The sequence below is a fragment of the Saezia sanguinis genome, assembly GCF_003991585.1.
Classification (GTDB): Bacteria; Pseudomonadota; Gammaproteobacteria; order Burkholderiales; family Burkholderiaceae_C; genus Saezia; species Saezia sanguinis.
On sequence record NZ_PQSP01000001.1, the window covers coordinates 498,697 to 524,205 of the forward strand.

Below are 25,509 nucleotides of genomic sequence, written 5' to 3' on the forward strand. Positions count from 1 at the left end.
GATCAGCCCCAGAAGCCGGATTTGTTACCGATAAAGCGCAGGTTTGCCGCCCGGTCATTCACCATAGACAGCCCCGCCAGTACCATACGCATCATAATGGCACTGCTGATGATCGATATACAGGTTCCAAAGCCACACAACGATAACATGTTCATCATGTCCGCAGGCAACCCGGAGAGCTTGGCAAGTGCCATATCAATAAAGCTGTTCATTGCCAATTTAGTGCCGATAAACGTGATGACACCAAAGCCCAGACCAATAAGCACACGCTTGACCACAGAGCCAGCAATCATGATAAACGCGCCCCAGAGCGCAGGAACCAATGCCGCAGGTAAAGCCATTTACACACCCCCTCCAAACGCAATACGCATACCCCACAACAGGGCAACCGATTGCAAAATAAGTCCTAACCATTTAAAGAGATCACACAAGTCCGATAGCGGTATCGTGAAGGTCCGCCCGTTCCATGTAAATTTTTTATCAGCCATGCAGCGCCCGGAACCAAGCAGATTGTCAGTTTTGAAGTAGTCACCAACATTGATATCAGCACCCGGCAAAGCATCACCAATAGCACCAAATTCAGGAGCTTCCCCGGTGCCACGTTCGGTACCATACAGCTTGTATTCATCGGTTTGCTTAGGGTCTTCCAGCAGGCCGCAATTAAGCACATGTGACGCCTGCGAGATGGCACACACCAGCGCATCACCTTCGCAGGTAAAACCTAACTTGCAGTCCCCGCCCCAGTCACTGCCGCCGTTATCATCACCGTTACCGCCGCCGCCTGTGCCGGTTCCGCTTCCTCCTGTACCACTGCCCCCACCGTCACCGCTTCCGGTTCCTGTGCCCGAACCGGTGCCACCATCACCGCTACCGCTGCCACCCCCTGTACTGCCCCCACCGTCACCGATTCCACCATCACCACAGGGCACACAAACCGCATTACCGTTAATCGTGCCTGGACAGGTGCCAGCCTTGCAATCTGTTGGCAACGGGTCATTGCCAGTAGATGGCATATCGCTTTCGTTGCCCGTACATTCTGAGCCTGTGTATGTAATCCAGCCCGGCCCCCCTGCATAACAAGACCATTGATTTAAAATCTGAACGCAAGCCACCGTACCCGGAACCTTCATCTGACAGCCATCTAAACAAAACAGTCCTTTTGTACCTGTCGGGACGTCTTCACCGTCCATCAGCTCAAGATAATTAGTTCCAGCCGCCTTGCAGGCATTAGCAGGTTTTTCGCCATAGCAACCAAACTGAGCCGTATCAGCCTGCCCACCTTTCAAGCAGTAATGCTTAACACCCATCTGTGAAGGTGTCCCATCGCTATTTACAAATGAACAGACTATTGTCGATTTGTCCGAACCGATACCGATAAAGCCTGTCGGTGTTCTACCTGAGCCCAAACTCGCAGACATACAATACGACTGCCCATCGTTATATGAAGTTGTCCCCGTTGTACTGTTAAACAGGCCCGATATGCGCACGGTTTCAGCATGAACTGATAAACTCAAACCAAACACACACAGCAAAAGGAGTAAAAGCCGTTTAAACATTAAACAGAATCCACCCAGCGCCTAAAACTGCTATCAGTACCCAGATTCCTGAATCCATGATGTTTTGTTCCTTACTGTTCGCAGCATCGGGCGTAGGCGCATCGCGCCCCCGCCCTTTGCTGCTTTACATCATGCGCTTGATGAGTTTGAAACCCAGCACCACCGCAAGAATTGCGATGATGGCCCCACCGATTGCAATCACAGCAGGCTCATTGCTGCCGATACTGGAAACTACCGGAGCCGGGTCAATCGGTGCTGCATTGGCAACCACTGCCGAAGCAGCAACCACACCCGCCACAACAGCGCGTTTACCTTTTTTGATGTATCCAAACACTTTGTTCATTTTTCAATCTCCTAATGAATGCACCATCTTTGCTATAACCCGGCAGCCCCATGCCGCCGCCCAAACTCCCAAGATGGCTAAAGAAATCTGGGTTCCTTCTTCTGCAGTGAGGTTGAACGGGTAAAGTTCTACCGCCGCAGAATCCGTAAGAACGTAAGAACACACCTGAGCAGCGTCAGGAGCGCCCTGAGAATAAAGATAACCGTCTGCATCTATGCCTACACAAATTTTTTCCATGTCAATGAATCCAGCAAAAAGCCCCGCTCGGCTCGATCAGTTTTTCATGCTCATGTACACGCCTAACGGCTGGCTGTCCGCCGATGTAGGCATGTTCATACTCAGATTCGTAATGCACACCATCAGCATCAATCCAGCCGCCGCCAGCAAAGCGTTGCCAACGTTCGTAGACATCAGATCGACATTTAATAAATCGCGGATAGTTAAGCCAGCGACGAACGCAACGAAGATCATTAAGACCACCCACACCATAAATTCGCGCCCCCCTTGGAAAGCTTCCAAAACACTTGGACGTGTCTTTGGACAGGTATTTCATTAAATAGGCCACGGGCTTGCGAGCCTGTTCGATCTTGCTCATCCCATGCGGCCACCAGCCCTGTTTATCGGGCTTTGGCAGCGTCAAACCCTTAGGAAGCCATATCGCCATGTGGTAGTGAATGACACCGCGCTTTTGCAGCTCTGCGACCCACACATAACGGCAACTGACCGCCCTTCTTTTGCACCACTGGCGCAGGCACTTAATCAATCTTGAAATGTGCCGAGGTTCCCAGTCACCGTTATCCCCGGCATAGGTCAGAGTGACCATAATCACCCGGTCTTTCTGAAAGCCTTTTGGCTGGTTCACCACATGCAGACGGGCAGAAGCACCAACATTTTTTCTCAGGCGTGCAAGGCGGCCTTGCACCGGGTCAATGAAGTAATGCTCCCCTACCCGCTTATGGAGGTTTTCAACTGCGTGGGCACGTTCTAAAGACAACGTGTCACTTGTTGATATTGAGATAAACCCAGAGCCAGCCGCTTCGCGGCTGCCTCTTTCAATATCTCTCACTTCCACAGACGCGACCATATAAACGCCCCCACAGCAAATGCCACCAAACCAAAAACGATTCCATCAAGCCCGATCATTTCGCCGCCCTCAATAAAAATCGTCCCCGGTAAATCGACCCATCCTGACGAACAATCGTGACAAGCAAAACGCCCCGAGCCTTCAACTCAACTGCAATTTGTTTACCTTTCTCACGCTTATAAATAGGTGCCAAATGAGCAGATAACGATTGAGAGATATTCATTTCGCCGCCCTTTTCTGAGCCTGCTGCATGAACACGCCTGCCCAGAACTCTTTTTTAAGCACGCAGTCCCGAACCGGCTCTTTCTGCAAGGGTTTTACCGTCTCGCCCTTGTAGTTGACGTAAGCCACTGGACGAAGCACAGAAAACTTTTTCATAAGCTGTAGCCCTCATAGCCGTCATAATCCTTGCCGCCACCCTCTGTAAAAAGGATGACATCAATGGAACCATCACGAAGAGAAAAAAACTGCAATGCCACAATTGAAGGATTCCCTTCAATTTCCAGTCGCGTCAGTTCACGGGTAGCAGCAGCAAGCTGTGCTTGTATCGCCAGTTTGTAAACGCTTTGCGAGTCCATAAGACCCCCTTTCAGGTTTACTTGGCGGCAGCCGGGTTGCTGGTTCGGATAGGTTCGAGTCGCGGAGACACGTTCAAACGACCAAACTTGTCGATGTACAAACTCAGGGGGCTAAGCTGGTAATCACCTACCGTATACGGTGTTTGTTCATCACCGAGCGTAATTTCAATACGCTGGGGATACGGGCGCAGTTTGCCCGTCTTGGGGTCAAAAGTGGAAATGTAAGCTTCCTGTTTTCTAAAACTGTAAGGCTTGTTCGTTCTGGCTGAGATTCCATCGTGTTTAATTACTGCATCGCTCAATACTTTTACGTTTAACATGATTTTGCCCTTAGTTGACTTGATTGATAGGTTATTGCGGTATCATAATTCGATACCTCAACGTATCTCGGTTACAACACTTTAAAAAAACTATCATCTTGCTAATTCATTTAGGTATGTGAACTTCGCATATCATTACGATCTATCAAAATGATAAATCGCATTTTCCTATGATCAACTTGATAAATCAATATGCTATTGAAACTTATAAACGGCTTGACAAGAGAGCAAAGAGCAGGCTTGCTAATTAGAGGTATAGAATCACCTCTAATAAGTGCATGGAGAACAGGCCGAAGACGGCCTACATACGCACAATGCGTATACTTGGCAGAGGCAACAGGAGCCAACCTAAAAGACCTACTCGCAGAAATTGCGCTGAAAGAAGTACCCGAAGAAGTTGCCAATAAGTTCAGAGATTCGATCAAGAATTGATATAAATACAACATTTGATATATCAATTTGATACGTACAATCCGGTATGCTCAACCGCATACCGCGCAACATTCCCCCTCTTCCTGTCCTTCTGGCAGAAATCGGAGCCACGCCCCGACAGGTTGCACGCGTGTTGCAGGTTTCAGAGCGTACCGTTTATCAGTGGCTTAAAACAGGCCGGGAGCCATGGAGCGCCAGAATCGCCCTCTTTAGGTTGACCCGCTGGGGTTACAGCATCATTCACACTGACGCCGAGAACGAAGCCCGACTATTCGCAGCTCTGGCACGAGCTCGTGCCGACCAGCTCCACGAGCTCGAAAAGGCTGCATTTTTTTCAGTCGTTAAAAAAACCGCCTCAGCCAGTAATGAAGCGGTTTTTGACAGTTTTAATAATCAAAATAACTCTAGGCTCCGGGAACGGCCTTTATCACTTCTCCCTCAGAAGAAATTATCACAGCAAAATGATTCCCTACCCGGTTAGCTCCTTCAACATTTGGTTTTCCCTCAAAAAGAACTATCCACTGATCATCCTTGAACATAGTAGATACATTCACCCCAGACCAATCCGGCGATGATCCTCGAGCAATAACAACTTGTTTTGCTATTTCAATAGCTTGGGCTTCCGTAATGGGTCGAACTGATTGTTGCGCAACAGATAGCGTGTGAAATGAAATCAAAATAATTATCGACAGAATGAATTTTTTCATTTGAAGCCTTTCGTAAAAAAGTTATTCACCCAGCGATCCATTTAACCACATCATCAGCACCGATGCCGGTAACTCCAAGCCAGTGCAATATTTTCCGTCGTTAAAAAAGCCGCTCAAGCGGCCAACGATGCGGGTTTTGGAGGTTTTGAAGCGGAGCCAGATAATACACAATGTCAAAAGTAGGCACACACTGCTTTCTGCTTTTGAAGCCGTGGCACCCCCTTGGGTTTGACAGCTTAAAGAAGTTCCCACGAATGATGAATTTAGCAGGCTAACAGGGTCAGAGCAGCCTATTGAGGCGGCACGTTGATCGTCAACCGTCCATGATCGGAGGGTTTCACCCCCGATACCCCCAGTTAACGATTAAGCAATGCATCAGCACTTTCAATCACACCGGAACCAAGCCAGAACAGGATTAAAAATATCATCGGCAGCACCCCAAACCACAAACAAATTTTAAGCACCTTATCAGACTCATAATTGATAGCCTCAAGCGCTTTTTTATCATCCTCTGTCATGGTTGTTTTCTTCCTCTCTGCGGCGCTCATCGGGTTCCCAGTCCAAGAAATAACCCCGATCAACGATGCTCATACAGGTAATTTTAGATACATCCATCGCTGTTGCCTGTTGACTATAACACTTACAAACATCACGTTCAGCGCTGTAAATGCATGCGGCAGGATACGCAGCCGTCACCGGCTTGGTGATCTCATCATATCGACTAGCAGTATGCGGCAACCCCTGTATACGTGGTTCAAAGGTTTTGATATATTCCACCGTAGACATTGGCTGATTTTCCCGAACAGATGAACGTGTTGCCTGTTGCTGTAATTGCACATCTACTGATGCTGTCTGAACCTGTTGAGCTTCCGGTTTACTTTCCCGGTTAAATGTCACATCATAGAACCGCCAAGCCGCCCCCAATGCAAAGAATATACCCAACACAACCAGATAAAAGACTTTAGGAATCTCACGTTTAGCCGTGTGAAGTTCTGCCGATTTATACCAGCTATAAACCTCAGTAGGAAATTTCAGTTTCTTTTCCTGATAAGCGTTTTTCTTGGCATACGGTTTTTCGCAACTGGTTTCTGCATAATTGAACGATAGGCAATTCACACGGTTAAATCCGAAGATACGCTTCAAATGCCGATGCCAGCCAGAACCAATCAATTTTCTAATAAAGCTGCTGATATTGCTCGGATGCTGTGTGACCAAGAAGAAATCAAAGCCCCGTTTTCTGTGACTGATGGCTATTTCTTCTTCAAAGTCCGGGTTCAGACTGCCCTGGGCGCGTGTTGGAAATATGCGCTGACACTCATCAACCATGACAATTGAATTGTCCGGCAGTTCCATCCACTTTTTAGGGTCACACGGCAGCCATCCAAATTTCTCGGCCACATCGGAATTAATCTCAAAGCCATCATAATAAACAGGACGCTTAACACCTTGTTTCTTTTCCCATTCAAGTTGTAAATCACGCACCCAGCGCAACGTAAACAGGGTTTTACCAGCACCATTGGAACCCGTCACCAGATACAGCATGATCAGCCCCAGAAGCCGGATTTGTTACCGATAAAGCGCAGGTTTGCCGCCCGGTCATTCACCATAGACAGCCCCGCCAGTACCATACGCATCATAATGGCACTGCTGATGATCGATATACAGGTTCCAAAGCCACACAACGATAACATGTTCATCATGTCCGCAGGCAACCCGGAGAGCTTGGCAAGTGCCATATCAATAAAGCTGTTCATTGCCAATTTAGTGCCGATAAACGTGATGACACCAAAGCCCAGACCAATAAGCACACGCTTGACCACAGAGCCAGCAATCATGATAAACGCGCCCCAGAGCGCAGGAACCAATGCCGCAGGTAAAGCCATTTACACACCCCCTCCAAACGCAATACGCATACCCCACAACAGGGCAACCGATTGCAAAATAAGTCCTAACCATTTAAAGAGATCACACAAGTCCGATAGCGGTATCGTGAAGGTCCGCCCGTTCCATGTAAATTTTTTATCAGCCATGCAGCGCCCGGAACCAAGCAGATTGTCAGTTTTGAAGTAGTCACCAACATTGATATCAGCACCCGGCAAAGCATCACCAATAGCACCAAATTCAGGAGCTTCCCCGGTGCCACGTTCGGTACCATACAGCTTGTATTCATCGGTTTGCTTAGGGTCTTCCAGCAGGCCGCAATTAAGCACATGTGACGCCTGCGAGATGGCACACACCAGCGCATCACCTTCGCAGGTAAAACCTAACTTGCAGTCCCCGCCCCAGTCACTGCCGCCGTTATCATCACCGTTACCGCCGCCGCCTGTGCCGGTTCCGCTTCCTCCTGTACCACTGCCCCCACCGTCACCGCTTCCGGTTCCTGTGCCCGAACCGGTGCCACCATCACCGCTACCGCTGCCACCCCCTGTACTGCCCCCACCGTCACCGATTCCACCATCACCACAGGGCACACAAACCGCATTACCGTTAATCGTGCCTGGACAGGTGCCAGCCTTGCAATCTGTTGGCAACGGGTCATTGCCAGTAGATGGCATATCGCTTTCGTTGCCCGTACATTCTGAGCCTGTGTATGTAATCCAGCCCGGCCCCCCTGCATAACAAGACCATTGATTTAAAATCTGAACGCAAGCCACCGTACCCGGAACCTTCATCTGACAGCCATCTAAACAAAACAGTCCTTTTGTACCTGTCGGGACGTCTTCACCGTCCATCAGCTCAAGATAATTAGTTCCAGCCGCCTTGCAGGCATTAGCAGGTTTTTCGCCATAGCAACCAAACTGAGCCGTATCAGCCTGCCCACCTTTCAAGCAGTAATGCTTAACACCCATCTGTGAAGGTGTCCCATCGCTATTTACAAATGAACAGACTATTGTCGATTTGTCCGAACCGATACCGATAAAGCCTGTCGGTGTTCTACCTGAGCCCAAACTCGCAGACATACAATACGACTGCCCATCGTTATATGAAGTTGTCCCCGTTGTACTGTTAAACAGGCCCGATATGCGCACGGTTTCAGCATGAACTGATAAACTCAAACCAAACACACACAGCAAAAGGAGTAAAAGCCGTTTAAACATTAAACAGAATCCACCCAGCGCCTAAAACTGCTATCAGTACCCAGATTCCTGAATCCATGATGTTTTGTTCCTTACTGTTCGCAGCATCGGGCGTAGGCGCATCGCGCCCCCGCCCTTTGCTGCTTTACATCATGCGCTTGATGAGTTTGAAACCCAGCACCACCGCAAGAATTGCGATGATGGCCCCACCGATTGCAATCACAGCAGGCTCATTGCTGCCGATACTGGAAACTACCGGAGCCGGGTCAATCGGTGCTGCATTGGCAACCACTGCCGAAGCAGCAACCACACCCGCCACAACAGCGCGTTTACCTTTTTTGATGTATCCAAACACTTTGTTCATTTTTCAATCTCCTAATGAATGCACCATCTTTGCTATAACCCGGCAGCCCCATGCCGCCGCCCAAACTCCCAAGATGGCTAAAGAAATCTGGGTTCCTTCTTCTGCAGTGAGGTTGAACGGGTAAAGTTCTACCGCCGCAGAATCCGTAAGAACGTAAGAACACACCTGAGCAGCGTCAGGAGCGCCCTGAGAATAAAGATAACCGTCTGCATCTATGCCTACACAAATTTTTTCCATGTCAATGAATCCAGCAAAAAGCCCCGCTCGGCTCGATCAGTTTTTCATGCTCATGTACACGCCTAACGGCTGGCTGTCCGCCGATGTAGGCATGTTCATACTCAGATTCGTAATGCACACCATCAGCATCAATCCAGCCGCCGCCAGCAAAGCGTTGCCAACGTTCGTAGACATCAGATCGACATTTAATAAATCGCGGATAGTTAAGCCAGCGACGAACGCAACGAAGATCATTAAGACCACCCACACCATAAATTCGCGCCCCCCTTGGAAAGCTTCCAAAACACTTGGACGTGTCTTTGGACAGGTATTTCATTAAATAGGCCACGGGCTTGCGAGCCTGTTCGATCTTGCTCATCCCATGCGGCCACCAGCCCTGTTTATCGGGCTTTGGCAGCGTCAAACCCTTAGGAAGCCATATCGCCATGTGGTAGTGAATGACACCGCGCTTTTGCAGCTCTGCGACCCACACATAACGGCAACTGACCGCCCTTCTTTTGCACCACTGGCGCAGGCACTTAATCAATCTTGAAATGTGCCGAGGTTCCCAGTCACCGTTATCCCCGGCATAGGTCAGAGTGACCATAATCACCCGGTCTTTCTGAAAGCCTTTTGGCTGGTTCACCACATGCAGACGGGCAGAAGCACCAACATTTTTTCTCAGGCGTGCAAGGCGGCCTTGCACCGGGTCAATGAAGTAATGCTCCCCTACCCGCTTATGGAGGTTTTCAACTGCGTGGGCACGTTCTAAAGACAACGTGTCACTTGTTGATATTGAGATAAACCCAGAGCCAGCCGCTTCGCGGCTGCCTCTTTCAATATCTCTCACTTCCACAGACGCGACCATATAAACGCCCCCACAGCAAATGCCACCAAACCAAAAACGATTCCATCAAGCCCGATCATTTCGCCGCCCTCAATAAAAATCGTCCCCGGTAAATCGACCCATCCTGACGAACAATCGTGACAAGCAAAACGCCCCGAGCCTTCAACTCAACTGCAATTTGTTTACCTTTCTCACGCTTATAAATAGGTGCCAAATGAGCAGATAACGATTGAGAGATATTCATTTCGCCGCCCTTTTCTGAGCCTGCTGCATGAACACGCCTGCCCAGAACTCTTTTTTAAGCACGCAGTCCCGAACCGGCTCTTTCTGCAAGGGTTTTACCGTCTCGCCCTTGTAGTTGACGTAAGCCACTGGACGAAGCACAGAAAACTTTTTCATAAGCTGTAGCCCTCATAGCCGTCATAATCCTTGCCGCCACCCTCTGTAAAAAGGATGACATCAATGGAACCATCACGAAGAGAAAAAAACTGCAATGCCACAATTGAAGGATTCCCTTCAATTTCCAGTCGCGTCAGTTCACGGGTAGCAGCAGCAAGCTGTGCTTGTATCGCCAGTTTGTAAACGCTTTGCGAGTCCATAAGACCCCCTTTCAGGTTTACTTGGCGGCAGCCGGGTTGCTGGTTCGGATAGGTTCGAGTCGCGGAGACACGTTCAAACGACCAAACTTGTCGATGTACAAACTCAGGGGGCTAAGCTGGTAATCACCTACCGTATACGGTGTTTGTTCATCACCGAGCGTAATTTCAATACGCTGGGGATACGGGCGCAGTTTGCCCGTCTTGGGGTCAAAAGTGGAAATGTAAGCTTCCTGTTTTCTAAAACTGTAAGGCTTGTTCGTTCTGGCTGAGATTCCATCGTGTTTAATTACTGCATCGCTCAATACTTTTACGTTTAACATGATTTTGCCCTTAGTTGACTTGATTGATAGGTTATTGCGGTATCATAATTCGATACCTCAACGTATCTCGGTTACAACACTTTAAAAAAACTATCATCTTGCTAATTCATTTAGGTATGTGAACTTCGCATATCATTACGATCTATCAAAATGATAAATCGCATTTTCCTATGATCAACTTGATAAATCAATATGCTATTGAAACTTATAAACGGCTTGACAAGAGAGCAAAGAGCAGGCTTGCTAATTAGAGGTATAGAATCACCTCTAATAAGTGCATGGAGAACAGGCCGAAGACGGCCTACATACGCACAATGCGTATACTTGGCAGAGGCAACAGGAGCCAACCTAAAAGACCTACTCGCAGAAATTGCGCTGAAAGAAGTACCCGAAGAAGTTGCCAATAAGTTCAGAGATTCGATCAAGAATTGATATAAATACAACATTTGATATATCAATTTGATACGTACAATCCGGTATGCTCAACCGCATACCGCGCAACATTCCCCCTCTTCCTGTCCTTCTGGCAGAAATCGGAGCCACGCCCCGACAGGTTGCACGCGTGTTGCAGGTTTCAGAGCGTACCGTTTATCAGTGGCTTAAAACAGGCCGGGAGCCATGGAGCGCCAGAATCGCCCTCTTTTGGTTGACCCGCTGGGGTTACAGCATCATTCACACTGACGCCGAGAACGAAGCCCGACTATTCGCAGCTCTGGCACGAGCTCGTGCCGACCAGCTCCACGAGCTCGAAAAGGCTGCATTTTTTTCAGTCGTTAAAAAAACCGCCTCAGCCAGTAATGAAGCGGTTTTTGACAGTTTTAATAATCAAAATAACTCTAGGCTCCGGGAACGGCCTTTATCACTTCTCCCTCAGAAGAAATTATCACAGCAAAATGATTCCCTACCCGGTTAGCTCCTTCAACATTTGGTTTTCCCTCAAAAAGAACTATCCACTGATCATCCTTGAACATAGTAGATACATTCACCCCAGACCAATCCGGCGATGATCCTCGAGCAATAACAACTTGTTTTGCTATTTCAATAGCTTGGGCTTCCGTAATGGGTCGAACTGATTGTTGCGCAACAGATAGCGTGTGAAATGAAATCAAAATAATTATCGACAGAATGAATTTTTTCATTTGAAGCCTTTCGTAAAAAAGTTATTCACCCAGCGATCCATTTAACCACATCATCAGCACCGATGCCGGTAACTCCAAGCCAGTGCAATATTTTCCGTCGTTAAAAAAGCCGCTCAAGCGGCCAACGATGCGGGTTTTGGAGGTTTTGAAGCGGAGCCAGATAATACACAATGTCGAAAGCAATAGATGGTTTTGGAACTATCCAGGTGCCATGTGCATCTATCCTTTCCACAAGTACTTATCTCACGAATTATTATTGTTTCTGTTTCGATGATTCATACATACAGATGCTTGCTGCAACTGCTGCGTTAAATGATTCTTCGCCACCAGGTTGATCAATACGCACAATTTGGTTGCAATGTTGCAGCAGTTCTGCAGAGATTCCCTGGCCTTCATGTCCTACGACCCAAGCACATGGCCATGGCAATTGCAGTTGTTGAAGGCTTTTTTCTGCGTGTGAGCTGGTCCCAAGCAACGGCAGCTTCAGGAGATGTTGCAACTGTTCAAGGCTGCATTGCTCATGTAGTTGCAGTGAAAAATGTGCTCCCATACCTGCGCGCAGCACTTTCGGTGCCCAGAGTCCACAGGTGCCTTTCAAGGCAATGATCTGTTTAAACCCAAAAGCGGCCGCACTACGCAGGATCGTTCCAATGTTGCCGGGGTCTTGCAGGCGGTCCAGCACCACTGTTGGTGCATAAGGTGCAACCTCAGACTTCATTGTCTCTGGCTCGACCAGATAACCTATGCCGGCAGCGCTTTTTAAGCCGCTGATTTGCTCGAAAAGCATATCACTGAGCACGTAGACTTCTTGCGCAGAAGCGCCCAGATAAGCCAATTGTTGTTGCTCGTAGCCGCTTTGACTGTAAACAACCGCTTTTGCCACGCCCATTTTGTTCTGGTAAGCATGACACAGGTGCTCGCCTTCCAGCCAGATTTGCTCCAATTGCTGGTGGCTTGACGGTGTTTGCGACAGTCGATACAACTGTTTGACCAACACATTTTGCCGAGAGCTGATATATTTAGGTTGCATCAAATTTTCATTTAATATCAATTAATTAAGAATTATGCTTAATTTAATTTGTTATAAATAATTTTCTTAAATATTGTTTTAATAAAAGTAAATAACCAGTTGATATTTAATAATTTTTAAGATTTTTTACCGGAGCAAATGATTTTCGATGTTCTGGGCAAGCCCCATGCTCCTGCAAGGCAGCAAGATGCTTGGCTGTACCATACCCTTTGTGTACCGAAAAGCCATATTGTGGATATGCCTCATGCATGTGTTCAAGCAATTGATCCCGATAGACTTTTGCCAAAATAGATGCTGCTGAAATACAAGGAACCTTGGCGTCTCCTTTTACAATGGCTTCCGCTTCACATCGGACAACCGGGATACGATTACCATCCACCAGTATCTTTACGGGGGGCAGCCGCAACCCATCGACGGCCCTGCGCATAGCCAGCATGGTGGCTTGTAAAATGTTCAAGGTATCGATCTCTTCCACGCTGGCCTGGGCAATAGAGCAGCAAAGCGCTTTGGCTTTTATCTCTTCAAACAGAACGGAACGGCGTAGTGCGGTGAGTTTTTTGCTGTCAGCCAGCCCCTCAATCGGGTGATCTTCATCCAGAATCACTGCGGCAGCCACCACAGGGCCTGCTAACGGGCCACGCCCTGCTTCGTCGACTCCGGCAACCAGGCCTGGAGATGTCCAGTCAAATGCAGCCTGCAGGGTATTTTGTTTTTTCATAAGGACACTGATGCACTACAGGTAGATAACTCCATAGGCAGATTCAAATGATGACGGTCTTTTCCCAAATCATAACTCTCGAATTTTAGGGCAAAACGTGTAAGACCATATCAATAACAGTGCCCACGCTTCAACATCCAAGTGCCTGGACAATGGCATTTGTTGCCATTTTGGCTGTATTCTGGCGTAACAGCACATGCAATTCAGTAAAGCGTTTTTGAAGCGACTCCATTTTTCCGGGGGCATCAAGCCAGGCCAACAGGTCCTGCGCTAGTTGTTCAGGCGTTACTTGTGCCTGTACCCGCTCTGGCACCATGCTTTCTTTGCAAAGGATATTGGGGAGCCCAATCCATGGCAAATAGCTCATGCGCCGAAGGATAAACCCCGAAATTGCCCCCACTTTATAGGCAATGACCATAGGGCGTTTATACAGAGCGGCTTCAAGCGTTGCCGTACCGCTGGCAATCAAAGCCACATCACACGCAGCCAGAACCTGGCCGGCACGCCCTTCTGTCACCTGGATCCGTTCAGGAGGCAATCCAGAGGCCTGTACAAGCGGTAACGCCATTGGCATCAGGCCAGGCGCTACAGGAAAAAGAAAATGTGCCTGAGGCCGGTATTGGAGCAGTTTTCGGGCTGTTGCCAAAAAAGGAGCGCCAAGCCGCTGCATTTCAGAACGACGGCTCCCGGGCATAATGGCAATCACGGCATCAGGTGCATTCTGCAGGTTGAATTCTGCCCTGGCACCTTGCTGGTCAATTTCCAGCGGAATTTCGTCTGCCAGAGGGTGCCCGACATAGGTGGCGGCAACGCCGGCTTTTTCATATATAGCTGGCTCAAACGGAAACAGGCACAATACCAGATCCGTGCTTTCTTTGATGGCTTTCATGCGCCAGCCGCGCCAGGCCCAGATGGACGGGCTGACAAAATGAATGGCTTTGATGCCCGCCTGGCGTACACGCTTTTCCAGCCCCAGATTAAAGTCCGGCGCATCCACACCAATAAATGCTGCAGGTCGGTCTGCCAGAATTCTGTCCCCGACCTGGCGGCGTAGCGCACTGAGTTCGCGGTAGCTTTTAATGGCATCCACATAACCATGCACAGCCAGTTTGTCGTAGGGCCACCAGCAGTCAAACCCCTGTGCCTGCATCTGGCTGCCGCCAATCCCCGCAGCCTGTACATCGGGCCAATGCTCGTGCATGCCTTTCAGCAGCAAACCTGCCAGCATATCCCCGGAAGCCTCTCCGGCAACCATTCTGAACTGAGGAGTAGCCATGTGGCGATGCTGAGGCATCTCTTTACCTGACAATCCCGCGGGTGGATTGCTGTAAAAACTCTTGCATCAACCGGGAGTCAAATTCTTCCTCAGGCGTCGCAAATGGCAATGCTTCAATTTCAGCTCGGGCTGTAGCCAGCGTCAGGTTGTCCCGGTAAAGCAGCCGGTACATGGCTTTGATGCGTGTAATACGCTCGCGTGTAAAGCCACGTCGACGCAGCCCCTCAATGTTAAAGCCATGCACATGGGCAGGATTGCCGTCAACCATCATAAATGGAGGCACATCCTGGGAAATAGCGCTGGCAAAACCAATCATGACATGGGCTCCGATATGCACAAACTGGTGTACACCGGTCAGGCCGCCAATGATGGCGTAATCCCCCATATGCACATGCCCGGCCAGCGTTGCATTATTGGCCAGAATGGTATGGCTGCCCAGTTGAACATCATGAGCCAGGTGTACATAGGCCATGATCCAGTTGTTGCTTCCTATCCGCGTGACACCACCATCCCCCTGGGTGCCCAGGCTGAAGGTGCAGTACTCATGGATGGTATTGGAGTCTCCGATTTCAAGTGCGGTGTTTTCGCCCTGGTACTTTTTGTCCTGAGGCATGCAGCCTATGGAGTTGAATTGCAGGATTTTGTTATGGCAACCAATGGTCGTGTTGCCTTCGATCACACAATGGGATGCCACAGTGGTCCCCTGCCCAATGCGGACCTGGGACCCAATGATGGTAAATGGACCAATTTCGACGTCAGAATCAAGCTCTGCTTTCGGATCTACGATTGCCGAAGGGTGGATCTTCGCCATAGCTTACCGCCTTTGTATACACAATCACTGCTTCATGCAAGCAGATGCTTCAACACAGGTTTGCCAGCGCCAGTTCTCAACCTTCATGCTTTGACCGGCAAACCGCAAGCAGCCAGATATCAGCTGTTAGGATCGTTGATAGAACCGCGCATGGCGCACATCAGTGTGGCTTCTACTGCCAGCTCGCCATCCACCAACGCCCTGCCGCTGGAGCGGAACATGCGTGCTTTGGCCTTTTCAAAAGTCACCTCCAGAATCAGTTGATCGCCTGGGATCACTGGACGGCGAAAACGTGCACCGTCAATTGAGGTGAAATAAAACAGCATTTGTGCCGTATCAGCAATATCAAAAGTTTTGAAAGCCAGCAAAGCAGATGCCTGAGCCAATGCTTCCAGAATCAAAACACCAGGCATAACGGGTTTTTCAGGAAAATGTCCTGTAAAACAGGGTTCGTTAATGGTGATGTTTTTTAATGCCCTGATTTGTTTTCCTGGCTCAAGCTCCAGTACTCGGTCAACAAGCAAAAAAGGATAACGATGAGGTAACTTGGATAATATATGCTGGATATCCATTACTACAGGGCTAGTCATGAGTTTTATCGGTTGAGTTAGTTGTTAAATTTGAAACCTGCTTTTCCAATGCGCGTATGCGATCGCGCATATGGCTCAGTTGCCTGAACATGGCTGCATTCTTACGCCAAGCATTGGCTTCGTCAAAAGGGACAATACCACTGTAAAAACCGGGTTTGCTGATAGAGCGTGTTACGTTGGTAGCCGCCATGACCACCACGTCATCCACAATTTCCAGATGCCCGGCCATGCCTACAGCACCCCCGATAATACACCGTTTACCAATATGGGTACTACCGGATATCCCCACACACGAGGCCATAGCGGTGTCGTCGCCAACATGGACATTATGGGCTATTTGAATCAAATTATCCAGCTTGACGCCATCGCCAATCACTGTATCTTCAAGTGCGCCGCGGTCCACACAGGTATTGGCGCCAATTTCCACATGGTCACCAATCAATACACCACCCAACTGCTCAATTTTGACCCAGCGTTTGTTTTCCGGTGCATAACCAAACCCATCGGCACCAATGACAGAACCTGAGTGAATGCGGGTAAAATTTCCCACCCGGCATTCATTCATGATGGAGACCAGCGGTGCAATATAGCTGTCATGCCCAACAGAGGCATGAATACCTATATAGCTTTGTGCACCGATCTGTGTATGCTCACCAATGCGGGCATAGGCATCAATCACTGCACCTGCCCCGATCGTGGCTGTATCGGCCACATGCGCTGTCGGATGAATTGTTGCCGACGGTGCAATCCGCTCGGCCAGATGTGCTTGCAGACCTTGCACATGCTTTTTCCACCACTGGGTCAGCCGGGCAAAATACAAATACGGGTCTACTGTGATAATGACTGGGCCATCATGGAGATTTGCATATTCTGCAACCATGATAACAACGCTGGCCTTTGTTGCTGCCAGCGCTGCTTTGTACTGTGCTCCAGCGATAAAGCTGATGCTGCCTGACTGCGCCTGCTCCAGTGATGCCAGTTGGTTAAGCGGCGTATCAGGATCTCCACGCAACTCTCCGCCCAAAGCATCAACAATGTCCCCCACTCGAATGGGTTGGTCAAGCGCTTTCACAACAGACTTACAGCCAGTATTACTTGTTCAAAATAGCCAAAACCTTATCTGTGATATCCAGTTCAGGTTTGACAAAGGCTGCTTCAGTCAGAATCAGGTCGAATTTCTCATTTGCAGCAATTTGACGCACAGCCGTATTGGCACGATCCAGCAATATCTGCAACTCCTGGTTGCGGCGTGTGTTCAGATCACGCTGAAACTCGTCGCGCATTCTGTCAAATTTTTCAATCTCTTGCTGAATCTGTGCCTGGCGAGTTGCTTTGTTGGATTCTGACAAAGTGGGAGCATCTTTCGTGAAGGTATCAACCATGCCCTGCACTTTGGTTCCCTGCGCCTCCAGATCACGCTGACGGGCAGCAAACTCCTGCTCCAGCTTGGTCTGCGAAGCTCTGGCCATATTGGACTCAGACAAAATACGCTCGGTATTCACAACCCCGACTCGGCTGCTTTGGGCATAGCTCAGCGCCGGAGCAGCAAGAAGGGAAACAGCAATACTGATGGAAATAAGGAATTGTTTCAACATAAAAGTCTTTATTTGTTAAAAAGAAGTACCTATCTGGAACTGGAATCTTTCGATTTTATCATCATCATTCTTCTTGATAGGAATCGCGTAACTGAATTTTAGCGGCCCCAATGGAGAAATCCAGCTAAAGCCAAAGCCGACTGACATACGCGCGTCACTGAACTGCCAGCCACTGCGCTTGGAGTCAACATACTCGTAGTTTACGATTGAAGTCTCATAATCTGTCGCTACGTTACCATAATCCAGGAATGCAGACAGGCGCAAGGTCCGATCGCTGCCAGAACCAGGAAACGGTGCATACAGTTCCAGGTTGACATTATATGAGCGGGCCCCGCCGCTGTATGTATCAGTCGCTATATCATAGCGGCCAAAAGTGCCTGACTCAAAGCCACGCACAAAACCTTGCCCGCCACCATAAAAATTCTTAAACACAGGGAAATCCTTGCTCCCTATGCCTCTGCCGTAACCAATTTCACCATTAAAGGCAAATGTGAAGTCACGACCAAGAGGAATCCAGCGCTGATACTGGTAAGTGCCTTTGAAATAATGGGTATCGCCCAGCAGGCTCAACTCACCATTCAAGCGGTGCAGTGTGCCCTTCGTTGGCACCAGCGAACTGTCACGCGAATCCCTGCCCCAGCCGATTGTCAAGGGGAAATAGGTCGACCTTTCACCATACTGCTCAATATATTGCTCGTAAGCGCGCGGCAATTCCCAACCGGGTTTAATGCGCGTGGTTTCACCTCCCAAACCAAAGTAAACCTTATCCACTTCGCTGAAAGGCACACCGAACCGGAAAGCGGCCCCTGCTGTTTCAATTGAATAATACTGGCTGCTGCTGGTACTGGAGTATGGGCGGGTTGTCGTGTAGTACAAATCAAACCCTCTGGAAACCCCCTCCTGCGTGAAGTACGGATTCAGCGTGCTCAAACGGAACTGCCTGTTGTATTTACTGCTGCTGATACCCAGGCCCAGATAGTTCCCGGTACCGAACACATTCTCCTGCGAAATCCCTGCATTCACAGACACCTTGTCGTCACTGGAGAAGCCTGCCCCCAGGGTCAGAGAGCCTGTAGGTTTCTCTGTCACCTGCATGGTAATGTCAACCTGGTCATCGGTATTAGGTACCGGAGATGTTTCCAGATTCACCTCAGTAAAGAAACCCAGGCGGTCAACGCGGTCACGTGAAAGCTGGATCTTGTCCCAGTCATACCAGGCACTTTCAAACTGCCTGAACTCACGCCGGATCACTTCATCACGTGTTCTGTCATTTCCTCTGATATTCACGTGTCTGACATAAACACGCCTTTGCGGTCTGGAAACCACCCGCAGCGCAACGGTGCCGTTTTCTCTGTCGATGCTAGGCTGCGGCTGGATCTGTGCAAATGCAAAGCCGTAGGAACCGAATTTTTCGGAAAAAGACTTTACCAGCGCAGAAACTTCAGAAGCGTTATAAGGCTTGCCGATGCTCAGGTCAATGATGGACTTGAACTCATCTTCACGCCCCAGGTAATCCCCTTCCAGTTCGACAGAGGACAATATATACTGCGGCCCTTCAGTCAGGTCCACAATCAGGGCAATACTTTCTTTATCTGGCGTGATTTCAACCTGAGTTGAATTGATCTGGAAGTCCAGATAACCACGGTTCAGATAATATGAACGGATTTTTTCCAGATCGGCATTCAGCTTCTCGCGCGAATAACGGTCGTTTTTCGTATACCAGGTCAGCCAGCCGCCCGATGTCAGCGACATCTCGCTCAGCAAACGGGAGGTTGAGACATCATGATTGCCGATGATGCGAATCTCGTTGATCTTGGCAACACTGCCTTCCGTGATAATGAAGTTCACATTCACCCGGTTATTTTCAATCGGGGTCGATGTGATCTCCACCGCGGCAGAATAATAGCTCTGGCTCAGGTACTGGCGCTTGATTTCCTGCTCGGCCTGATCAGCCAGCGCTTTATCAAAAGGACGCCCTTCAGCAATACCTACGCTGCGCAAGGCAGATATCAGCGCCTGGTTATCAAAAGCCTTGGCACCGGTAAACGACAGCGAGGCAATGGTCGGGCGCTCCTGCACCGAAATAACCAGCACCCCGTTATATGTACTCAGGCGCACATCTGAAAACAGGCCTGTGGCATACAGTGATTGAATCGCCGTCGTACCTTTATCATCGTCATACACCTCGCCAATCCTGAATGGCAGGCTGGCAAAAACCGTCCCTGGCTCTGCATGCTGCAAACCTTCAACGCGAATGTCTTGCAAGGTAAATGGCTCAACGGCTCGTGCCGGCAGGCTTAATGCCCCTAATAAAGCAACGGCAGCAACGGTGATGGACCGTTTTTTAAAGCATAGGCTCAGGGTAGATCGCATGTATAGACAAATAAAGGTTAAAAAATAAACTCAGATATTCTAACGCAACCACAGCCGCGTAATGTCATTGAATGTGGCCACAAACATCATGAGCAACAATAAACAAATGCCAGCACGCTGCAGATTGAGCATCCACGCCTCTGAGACCGGTTTTCCACGAATGGCTTCATAAAGATAGTACATCAAATGTCCGCCATCCAGAATGGGTAATGGTAACAGATTCAGAACGCCTAAACTTAAACTGACCAATGCCAGAAATCTCAGATATGAAATCCAGCCACTGCGCAACGAATCCCCTGCCACATCGGCAATGGTAATGGGTCCGCTTAAATTCTTGACCGTCGCCTGCCCCACCAGCATTTTGCCAATGGTTTTAATCGTCAGCCATGAGTATCCCCATGTTTCACTCAGGCCATAATTCAAGCTACCTAAAATACCGTAGCGTATTGTAACCATTTCTGGCACAGAACCAATACCTGCACCAATCTTTCCAACCCATGAACCCTGTTCCTCTACCCGGTCAGGCCGGACATTCAGCTGCATTATCGTACCATTACGGTCAATTTCCCATGCAGATGGTTTTTCAGCGTTGGACTGGCGAATTAACCTGAGTAAAGTATTTCTATCTGTGACTGGGCGACCATCAATGGACATGACCCTGTCTCCAGCCTGTATGCCTGCCCGCTGAGCCGCGCCATCCGGAAACACCTCCTGAATCACAGGAAGGCTAAAAACACCTTCATAACCAATCTGAAGGATAAACTCAGGCCCGACATTTTTGGAGCCAAACTGACTTAACGGCAATGAAACAAAGCGCGTTCCCCCGGTTGGGCCGCGAAGCGCCAGTTGGACGTTTTCTTCCGAAAGAGCTGCTTCTGTCAATTTCAAGCGAAGATCCATCACCGACAAAACCGGCATAACCTCCCCTTGCCCAACGATCATGCCCGTGACCTCATCGCCGGACTGTATGCCCGCTTGCTGCATCATGGAGTTTTCGACTGGTGCAGCCAGAATGGCCCGCGGTTCATCAAACCCTGCAAATGCAATAATCGCAAAAAACAGCACTGCCAGAACGAGGTTCATAACCGGCCCGGCTGCAACAATCAGGGCGCGTGAGCGCAGCGGTTGCCGGTTAAATGCACGGTGGACCTCTGCTTCATCAACAGGCGCCTCCCGTTCATCCAGCATACGCACATAGCCCCCAAAAGGAATAGGGGCAATAGCAAATTCAGTGCGATCCGGCCCATAACGCCATATTAACAACGGCTTGCCAAAGCCTAGGGAAAAACGGAGAACTTTCACGCCGCACGCCACAGCAACCCGGTAGTGCCCGTACTCATGCACAACAATCAATATGCTTAAAGCAACGATAAATGCCAGAATGGTCAATAACATGATGGATTCTTCATTTTATGTTGGCCTGCACAGGATCAGAGTGGCCCGATCCGCTGAATGAGGCTCAATGCACCATTTCTAGCCTGCATGTCCAGATCAAACAGATCATCCAGCGTTTTAGCTGCAGCAGAACATGTGACATGCTCCAGCACCTCTGAAACCACATGGTAAATCTGATCAAAACGCAATTGTTTATGCAAAAAAGCCTCCACAGCAACCTCATTTGCAGCATTCAGCACTGCGGTCGTCCCTTCCGGCGCCGTCAGAGCCTGCCATGCCAGTGGCAGGCAGGGAAACCGCTTGTTGTCAGCTGCCTCAAATGTCAGCGCGGATAAATGTGTAAAGTCCAGCCGTTGCGCGCCTGATTCCACGCGCTCAGGCCAAGCCAGGCTGACCGCAATCGGAACCCGCATATCCGGCACACCCATTTGTGCCATGACAGAGCCGTCAACGCACTGGACCATGGAATGAACCACACTCTGCGGATGGATAACCGCTTCAATGCGCTCTGGCTGCGTATCAAATAACCAGCGTGCCTCAATCACCTCCAGCGCCTTGTTCATCATGGTGGCCGAATCAACTGAAATTTTGCGCCCCATGCGCCAGTTCGGATGAGCACACGCTTCTTCAGGCGTTACGCTGGACAATGTTGCCGGATCCCTGGTACGAAAAGGCCCTCCGGAAGCAGTCAAAATGATTTTCTCAATCACCTGTCCCCATTTTTGCCGATCCTGCGGCAAACACTGAAATACAGCAGAATGTTCACTGTCCACCGGAAAAAGCCCTGCCTTGCCTTGTTCAACCGTTCTCATGAACAACGCCCCGGCAACAACCAGCGCCTCCTTGTTTGCCAGCAGCAAACGCTTGCCTGCGGCCGCAGCAGCCAATGCAGGTTTCAGGCCGGCAGCCCCCACAATCGCGGCCATCACCGCATCGGCCTCTGGCGCACATGTAACCTCTTCCAAAGCATGCGCTCCGCCAAGTACTTCCGTTGTACTGCCCTTTGTCTGTAACAAGACCCGTAACCGTGCCGCAGCGGCCTCATCCGGCATGACCGCATAGCGCGGTTTGAACTGAATGCATTGCTCGGCCAGCAAATCAACCTGGCTGGCTGCCGTCAGGGCAAATACCTCATACCGCTCAGGATGCTGTGAAAGTACATTTAAAGTATTGCGGCCAATAGAGCCTGTTGAGCCAAGGACTGTGATACGCAAACTACACCTCTTCTCTCAGAAATGAACTGCCTGAATAGTTCAATGGCATAGAAATAAATCCCCGTACCGTGGGCTTCATCATCCAACTAGATCAATGCGCTGAACTGCACCAATGCCATGCTCAATGGCAACACCGGCAACAACGCATCAGTACGGTCCAGTATACCGCCATGTCCTGGCAATATCTGGCTGCTGTCTTTGATACCTACGCTGCGTTTCATCAAAGACTCCGTCAGATCGCCGACCACGCTCATTACCGTCAAAAAAATCACAGCAACCAATAAGCCCCACCACGACCAGTTCTGCAATAGCATCGTATACAAACTACCAGCCCCGGTCATCGGATACGTGGCCAGATACCAGCGATCAAAATAAATCCACAGCGTGGCAACCAGCATGACAGCCAGCAGCCCCCCGATAGCACCTTCCCAGCTCTTTCCAGGGCTGATCGAGGGAGCCAGTTTATGCTTGCCAAAAACTTTGCCGCTGAAATAAGCACCACTGTCGGCCACCCAGACCAAAACCAGCGCTGAAAGCAGGAAATTATTGCCAATTAACTTGGCTTTCCAGATTGCCGCCCAAGCCATGCATAAAACAAATATACCCAAAACCCAGCGTACCGTCTTGGGAATAGCCAGCCATGTTGAAGCGCCGCCCCGCAACACAATGGGAGCACCACCCACCCAGACAACCGCAACCCCGATCCAGACCCAGCCATTCAGGTACGCAATCCATCCGCCAAACCATAAAGCTGCGCAAAGCAGCGCCACCAGCAAGGCCAGCACATACGCACCGGCACCTGGGATACCATTTAACCGCGACCATTCCCAGCCACCGATAGCGACAAAAACCAACGTCAGTGCGCCAAAAAACTCGGCACGGGGTGCCAGCAAAGCCGCTACAAAAACAATCAGCAGCACAATAGCGGTAATCAGACGTTGCTTGAGCATGGGTGTTCCTACTTAATCTAATGATAAGGCGCCAAAACGCCTTTCACGTTGAGCATAATCGCGCAATGCTTCCAGTAAATCCGCTTCAGAAAAATCAGGCCATAAGCGCTCGGTAAAATACAACTCTGCATAGGCAGCCTGCCACAGCAGAAAATTGCTGATCCTCAGCTCTCCTCCGGTACGGATAATCAGATCCGGATCCGGGCCGCACACTGCTGTTGCCATACGCTCAGCCAGGGCCTGTTCCGTTATGTCCAGCCCGGCTTCAGCCAGTTGGCGAGCGGCCTGCATGATATCCCAGCGGCCACCGTAATTCATTGCAATAATCAGGGTCAGTTTATTGCTTTGAACATTCAGCTGTTCACCCTCTTCCATCGCCTGCAGCACATCGGAAGGCAAGCCCTGCTTGTCACCAATAAAACGCAGATTCACGCCGTTGCGATGCAACTCGGCCAGCTCCGTCTGGATCGCCTGCACAAACAAGGCCATGATGCCATTGACTTCATCAGCCGGCCGGCGCCAGTTTTCAGACGAAAACGCAAATACCGTCAGATAGCGTATGCCGTATTTGACGCATGCTTCAACACAGCGCCGCAATGCCTTGACACCGGCACTGTGCCCTATCAACCTGGGCTGGCCATGCTCCTGCGCCCAGCGGCCATTACCATCCATCACAATGGCAATATGCTGCGGCAAATCTTCAACCGGTATCAATGGCTCCATCTCTCTATTCATTCTCTGTTGTGCTCACTGGGTAGGTCAGCGCGGTGTTTCATGTCATTCATATGAGAAAGATAGATGTTTATTGTGAAAAAAGTATGAAGTCATTCAAAATAATCACATATCAGGATAAAACAGTAAATTATAGACAATATTGTTATGCTCAGTATCGATAAAATCGCTTGTTATGCTGATCGGAAGCTTCGTTTGCAGTATTTCGTCAGACAGTATTGACACTCCCGCTTGCTGCAGATCCACCTGAAGCGCCGCCTCGACCTCACAAGCACGGGCACGATGAGCCTGATTTCTTTTCCAACGGTTAGACCGCCACGCCCCCAGCGTGGCATAAGGCCCGACCAGAGAAAGGCATAACCCCCACCTTAACGCCCTGCTGTGTAATTCGTAAGACAGGCACACATCATGATTCAGGTCTGTCACATCCTTCAGCGCAACATACTGTTCTATTTTTTGCATGACAGGCTGATACAGCCCGCATCGCACCCGATCTGACACAAAGTGAAAACTGGGGTGCTGTTCGTCCAGATAACTGGCTTTGATGTGCTCGCAAATGGCCTGAATCAGCGGCTTATCACGCATGCAAGCCCTCCATTAAAAATGCATCTGTACCTGAAATTGTGGTATACAGATGCATCCTTTTTTAAAATCTGATTCAGAACCAGCAAGCAGCTTAAACCGCCATGACTTCCTGTTCTTTGGTCTGGGTCAGCTTGTCAATCTCCGCAACAAATTTATCGGTAGATTTCTGAATGCTGTCCTGCGCACGACGCTCATCGTCTTCAGATATCTCTTTGTTTTTGAGCAGTTTTTTGACGCCTTCATTTGCGTCACGGCGTAAATTACGCACGGCAACCTTCGCGTTTTCACTTTCGGAGCGAACCACTTTGGTCAGTTCGCGGCGACGCTCTTCCGTCAAGGCAGGCATCGGCACGCGAATCAACTCTCCCTGGCTCGACGGATTCAGCCCCAGGTCAGACTCCCTGATGGCTTTCTCAATTTTGGCTGCCATCGGTTTTTCCCACGGCTGCACACTGATGGTTCTACTGTCGATCAGCGAAACGTTGGCCACCTGCCCGATCGGCACCATGGAACCATAATAATCAACCTGAACATGGTCCAGTATGCCTGTATGCGCGCGTCCGGTCCGGATTTTTGACAGGTTGTTTTTAAAAGCCTCAATCGACTGCGTCATTTTTTGTTCGGCTTGTTTTTCAATTTCAGCAATACTTGTCATTCC

38 protein-coding genes are annotated in these 25,509 nt (G+C 49.5%); 2 read left to right on the top strand and 36 right to left on the bottom strand.

Annotation, left to right across the window (positions count from 1 at the left end):
- Positions 1 to 2 precede the first annotated feature (2 nt).
- The 9 genes from CUZ56_RS02230 to CUZ56_RS02260 all read right to left on the bottom strand — a co-directional run bounded on the left by CUZ56_RS02230 (position 3) and on the right by CUZ56_RS02260 (position 3,881).
- The gene (locus CUZ56_RS02230) at positions 3 to 341 is read right to left on the bottom strand and encodes a DUF2523 domain-containing protein (RefSeq protein WP_126977802.1); all 339 of its coding nucleotides are present in this window, start codon (positions 339 to 341) and stop codon (positions 3 to 5) included.
- Entirely contained in the window at positions 342 to 1,418 is a 1,077-nt protein-coding gene (locus tag CUZ56_RS02235; protein WP_126977804.1) for a virulence factor TspB C-terminal domain-related protein, read from the bottom strand. It abuts the gene before it with no gap.
- A gap of 262 nt (positions 1,419 to 1,680) precedes the next feature.
- The gene (locus CUZ56_RS02240; protein ID WP_126977806.1) at positions 1,681 to 1,899 is read right to left on the bottom strand and encodes a major capsid protein; all 219 of its coding nucleotides are present in this window, start codon (positions 1,897 to 1,899) and stop codon (positions 1,681 to 1,683) included.
- A gap of 3 nt (positions 1,900 to 1,902) precedes the next feature.
- Positions 1,903 to 2,136 (bottom strand): hypothetical protein, encoded by a 234-nt coding sequence (locus CUZ56_RS02245; RefSeq protein ID WP_126977808.1) that lies wholly within the window; start codon positions 2,134 to 2,136, stop codon positions 1,903 to 1,905.
- Position 2,137: 1 nt separating this feature from the next.
- Positions 2,138 to 2,983: a rolling circle replication-associated protein gene (locus CUZ56_RS02250; protein WP_126977810.1), complete on the bottom strand. Its 846-nt coding sequence runs from the start codon at positions 2,981 to 2,983 to the stop codon at positions 2,138 to 2,140.
- A 55-nt stretch (positions 2,984 to 3,038) separates the two neighbouring features.
- Positions 3,039 to 3,206 (bottom strand): hypothetical protein, encoded by a 168-nt coding sequence (locus CUZ56_RS15710; protein ID WP_162615228.1) that lies wholly within the window; start codon positions 3,204 to 3,206, stop codon positions 3,039 to 3,041.
- A complete protein-coding gene (locus CUZ56_RS15715; RefSeq protein ID WP_162615229.1) occupies positions 3,203 to 3,361 on the bottom strand; it encodes a hypothetical protein in 159 nt (52 codons plus the stop codon). Before CUZ56_RS15715 ends, CUZ56_RS15710 begins: the two co-directional genes overlap by 4 nt.
- Positions 3,358 to 3,561, bottom strand: a complete 204-nt coding sequence (locus CUZ56_RS02255; protein WP_126977812.1) for a hypothetical protein — start codon at positions 3,559 to 3,561, stop codon at positions 3,358 to 3,360. Before CUZ56_RS02255 ends, CUZ56_RS15715 begins: the two co-directional genes overlap by 4 nt.
- A gap of 17 nt (positions 3,562 to 3,578) precedes the next feature.
- The gene (locus CUZ56_RS02260; RefSeq protein WP_126977814.1) at positions 3,579 to 3,881 is read right to left on the bottom strand and encodes a single-stranded DNA-binding protein; all 303 of its coding nucleotides are present in this window, start codon (positions 3,879 to 3,881) and stop codon (positions 3,579 to 3,581) included.
- 478 nt (positions 3,882 to 4,359) lie between these two features.
- Here CUZ56_RS02260 and CUZ56_RS16320 point away from each other — a divergent pair, with 478 nt between their 5' ends.
- Positions 4,360 to 4,794 (top strand): helix-turn-helix domain-containing protein, encoded by a 435-nt coding sequence (locus CUZ56_RS16320; protein WP_126977816.1) that lies wholly within the window; start codon positions 4,360 to 4,362, stop codon positions 4,792 to 4,794.
- On the opposite strand, the gene CUZ56_RS15720 is transcribed toward CUZ56_RS16320, so the two are convergent.
- From CUZ56_RS15720 to CUZ56_RS02305, 12 genes are all read right to left on the bottom strand, one after another.
- Positions 4,718 to 5,020 carry a hypothetical protein gene (locus tag CUZ56_RS15720; protein ID WP_162615199.1) on the bottom strand — a complete coding sequence of 101 codons (303 nt, stop codon included), beginning with the start codon at positions 5,018 to 5,020 and terminating at the stop codon, positions 4,718 to 4,720. The two genes, CUZ56_RS16320 and CUZ56_RS15720, sit on opposite strands and share 77 nt — an antisense overlap.
- Before the next feature lie 356 nt (positions 5,021 to 5,376).
- Positions 5,377 to 5,538, bottom strand: a complete 162-nt coding sequence (locus CUZ56_RS15725) for a hypothetical protein (RefSeq protein WP_162615227.1) — start codon at positions 5,536 to 5,538, stop codon at positions 5,377 to 5,379.
- Positions 5,525 to 6,562: a zonular occludens toxin domain-containing protein gene (locus tag CUZ56_RS02270; RefSeq protein ID WP_126977800.1), complete on the bottom strand. Its 1,038-nt coding sequence runs from the start codon at positions 6,560 to 6,562 to the stop codon at positions 5,525 to 5,527. Before CUZ56_RS02270 ends, CUZ56_RS15725 begins: the two co-directional genes overlap by 14 nt.
- Before the next feature lie 2 nt (positions 6,563 to 6,564).
- Positions 6,565 to 6,903, bottom strand: coding sequence for a DUF2523 domain-containing protein (locus tag CUZ56_RS02275; protein ID WP_126977802.1), 339 nt, complete (start codon positions 6,901 to 6,903; stop codon positions 6,565 to 6,567).
- On the bottom strand, positions 6,904 to 7,980 hold the full coding sequence (locus CUZ56_RS02280) for a virulence factor TspB C-terminal domain-related protein (protein ID WP_126977804.1): 1,077 nt from the start codon (positions 7,978 to 7,980) through the stop codon (positions 6,904 to 6,906). It abuts the gene before it with no gap.
- Positions 7,981 to 8,242: 262 nt separating this feature from the next.
- Positions 8,243 to 8,461 (bottom strand): major capsid protein, encoded by a 219-nt coding sequence (locus tag CUZ56_RS02285; RefSeq protein ID WP_126977806.1) that lies wholly within the window; start codon positions 8,459 to 8,461, stop codon positions 8,243 to 8,245.
- Positions 8,462 to 8,464: 3 nt separating this feature from the next.
- Positions 8,465 to 8,698 (bottom strand): hypothetical protein, encoded by a 234-nt coding sequence (locus CUZ56_RS02290; protein ID WP_126977808.1) that lies wholly within the window; start codon positions 8,696 to 8,698, stop codon positions 8,465 to 8,467.
- Between the two features lies 1 nt (position 8,699).
- Positions 8,700 to 9,545 (bottom strand): rolling circle replication-associated protein, encoded by an 846-nt coding sequence (locus CUZ56_RS02295; protein ID WP_126977810.1) that lies wholly within the window; start codon positions 9,543 to 9,545, stop codon positions 8,700 to 8,702.
- Between the two features lie 55 nt (positions 9,546 to 9,600).
- Complete coding sequence (locus CUZ56_RS15730; protein WP_162615228.1) at positions 9,601 to 9,768, bottom strand: hypothetical protein; 168 nt, start codon at positions 9,766 to 9,768, stop codon at positions 9,601 to 9,603.
- Positions 9,765 to 9,923, bottom strand: coding sequence for a hypothetical protein (locus CUZ56_RS15735; protein ID WP_162615229.1), 159 nt, complete (start codon positions 9,921 to 9,923; stop codon positions 9,765 to 9,767). Before CUZ56_RS15735 ends, CUZ56_RS15730 begins: the two co-directional genes overlap by 4 nt.
- Complete coding sequence (locus tag CUZ56_RS02300) at positions 9,920 to 10,123, bottom strand: hypothetical protein (protein WP_126977812.1); 204 nt, start codon at positions 10,121 to 10,123, stop codon at positions 9,920 to 9,922. The genes CUZ56_RS15735 and CUZ56_RS02300 overlap by 4 nt, the downstream gene beginning before the upstream one ends.
- A 17-nt stretch (positions 10,124 to 10,140) precedes the next feature.
- Entirely contained in the window at positions 10,141 to 10,443 is a 303-nt protein-coding gene (locus CUZ56_RS02305; protein WP_126977814.1) for a single-stranded DNA-binding protein, read from the bottom strand.
- A gap of 478 nt (positions 10,444 to 10,921) precedes the next feature.
- Here CUZ56_RS02305 and CUZ56_RS16325 point away from each other — a divergent pair, with 478 nt between their 5' ends.
- Positions 10,922 to 11,356 carry a helix-turn-helix domain-containing protein gene (locus CUZ56_RS16325; protein ID WP_126977818.1) on the top strand — a complete coding sequence of 145 codons (435 nt, stop codon included), beginning with the start codon at positions 10,922 to 10,924 and terminating at the stop codon, positions 11,354 to 11,356.
- On the opposite strand, the gene CUZ56_RS15740 is transcribed toward CUZ56_RS16325, so the two are convergent.
- The 15 genes from CUZ56_RS15740 to frr form a co-directional block, all read right to left on the bottom strand.
- Positions 11,280 to 11,582, bottom strand: coding sequence for a hypothetical protein (locus CUZ56_RS15740; RefSeq protein WP_162615199.1), 303 nt, complete (start codon positions 11,580 to 11,582; stop codon positions 11,280 to 11,282). The two genes, CUZ56_RS16325 and CUZ56_RS15740, sit on opposite strands and share 77 nt — an antisense overlap.
- A gap of 253 nt (positions 11,583 to 11,835) precedes the next feature.
- Positions 11,836 to 12,471 carry a TrmH family RNA methyltransferase gene (locus CUZ56_RS02315; protein WP_239441965.1) on the bottom strand — a complete coding sequence of 212 codons (636 nt, stop codon included), beginning with the start codon at positions 12,469 to 12,471 and terminating at the stop codon, positions 11,836 to 11,838.
- Positions 12,472 to 12,718: 247 nt separating this feature from the next.
- Positions 12,719 to 13,330 carry a ribonuclease HII gene (rnhB, locus tag CUZ56_RS02320; protein WP_126977822.1) on the bottom strand — a complete coding sequence of 204 codons (612 nt, stop codon included), beginning with the start codon at positions 13,328 to 13,330 and terminating at the stop codon, positions 12,719 to 12,721.
- Between the two features lie 130 nt (positions 13,331 to 13,460).
- Positions 13,461 to 14,606: a lipid-A-disaccharide synthase gene (gene lpxB / locus CUZ56_RS02325; RefSeq protein WP_239441968.1), complete on the bottom strand. Its 1,146-nt coding sequence runs from the start codon at positions 14,604 to 14,606 to the stop codon at positions 13,461 to 13,463.
- Between the two features lie 22 nt (positions 14,607 to 14,628).
- Complete coding sequence (gene lpxA / locus CUZ56_RS02330; protein WP_126977824.1) at positions 14,629 to 15,417, bottom strand: acyl-ACP--UDP-N-acetylglucosamine O-acyltransferase; 789 nt, start codon at positions 15,415 to 15,417, stop codon at positions 14,629 to 14,631.
- A 119-nt stretch (positions 15,418 to 15,536) separates the two neighbouring features.
- A complete protein-coding gene (gene fabZ, locus CUZ56_RS02335) occupies positions 15,537 to 16,007 on the bottom strand; it encodes a 3-hydroxyacyl-ACP dehydratase FabZ (protein ID WP_126977826.1) in 471 nt (156 codons plus the stop codon).
- On the bottom strand, positions 16,000 to 17,058 hold the full coding sequence (gene lpxD, locus CUZ56_RS02340; RefSeq protein ID WP_126978530.1) for a UDP-3-O-(3-hydroxymyristoyl)glucosamine N-acyltransferase: 1,059 nt from the start codon (positions 17,056 to 17,058) through the stop codon (positions 16,000 to 16,002). Before lpxD ends, fabZ begins: the two co-directional genes overlap by 8 nt.
- 40 nt (positions 17,059 to 17,098) lie before the next feature.
- The gene (locus CUZ56_RS02345) at positions 17,099 to 17,602 is read right to left on the bottom strand and encodes an OmpH family outer membrane protein (protein WP_126977828.1); all 504 of its coding nucleotides are present in this window, start codon (positions 17,600 to 17,602) and stop codon (positions 17,099 to 17,101) included.
- A gap of 15 nt (positions 17,603 to 17,617) precedes the next feature.
- Positions 17,618 to 19,975, bottom strand: coding sequence for an outer membrane protein assembly factor BamA (gene bamA / locus CUZ56_RS02350; protein WP_126977830.1), 2,358 nt, complete (start codon positions 19,973 to 19,975; stop codon positions 17,618 to 17,620).
- 39 nt (positions 19,976 to 20,014) lie between these two features.
- The gene (gene rseP / locus CUZ56_RS02355; RefSeq protein WP_126977832.1) at positions 20,015 to 21,370 is read right to left on the bottom strand and encodes an RIP metalloprotease RseP; all 1,356 of its coding nucleotides are present in this window, start codon (positions 21,368 to 21,370) and stop codon (positions 20,015 to 20,017) included.
- Between the two features lie 35 nt (positions 21,371 to 21,405).
- Positions 21,406 to 22,584, bottom strand: a complete 1,179-nt coding sequence (gene ispC, locus CUZ56_RS02360; protein WP_126977834.1) for a 1-deoxy-D-xylulose-5-phosphate reductoisomerase — start codon at positions 22,582 to 22,584, stop codon at positions 21,406 to 21,408.
- Between the two features lie 86 nt (positions 22,585 to 22,670).
- Complete coding sequence (locus tag CUZ56_RS02365; protein ID WP_126977836.1) at positions 22,671 to 23,534, bottom strand: phosphatidate cytidylyltransferase; 864 nt, start codon at positions 23,532 to 23,534, stop codon at positions 22,671 to 22,673.
- Between the two features lie 12 nt (positions 23,535 to 23,546).
- Positions 23,547 to 24,257 carry a polyprenyl diphosphate synthase gene (gene uppS, locus CUZ56_RS02370; RefSeq protein ID WP_204250797.1) on the bottom strand — a complete coding sequence of 237 codons (711 nt, stop codon included), beginning with the start codon at positions 24,255 to 24,257 and terminating at the stop codon, positions 23,547 to 23,549.
- Positions 24,258 to 24,371: 114 nt separating this feature from the next.
- Positions 24,372 to 24,851: a hypothetical protein gene (locus CUZ56_RS02375; RefSeq protein WP_126977840.1), complete on the bottom strand. Its 480-nt coding sequence runs from the start codon at positions 24,849 to 24,851 to the stop codon at positions 24,372 to 24,374.
- A gap of 91 nt (positions 24,852 to 24,942) precedes the next feature.
- Positions 24,943 to 25,506, bottom strand: coding sequence for a ribosome recycling factor (frr, locus tag CUZ56_RS02380; RefSeq protein WP_126977842.1), 564 nt, complete (start codon positions 25,504 to 25,506; stop codon positions 24,943 to 24,945).
- Positions 25,507 to 25,509 lie beyond the last annotated feature (3 nt).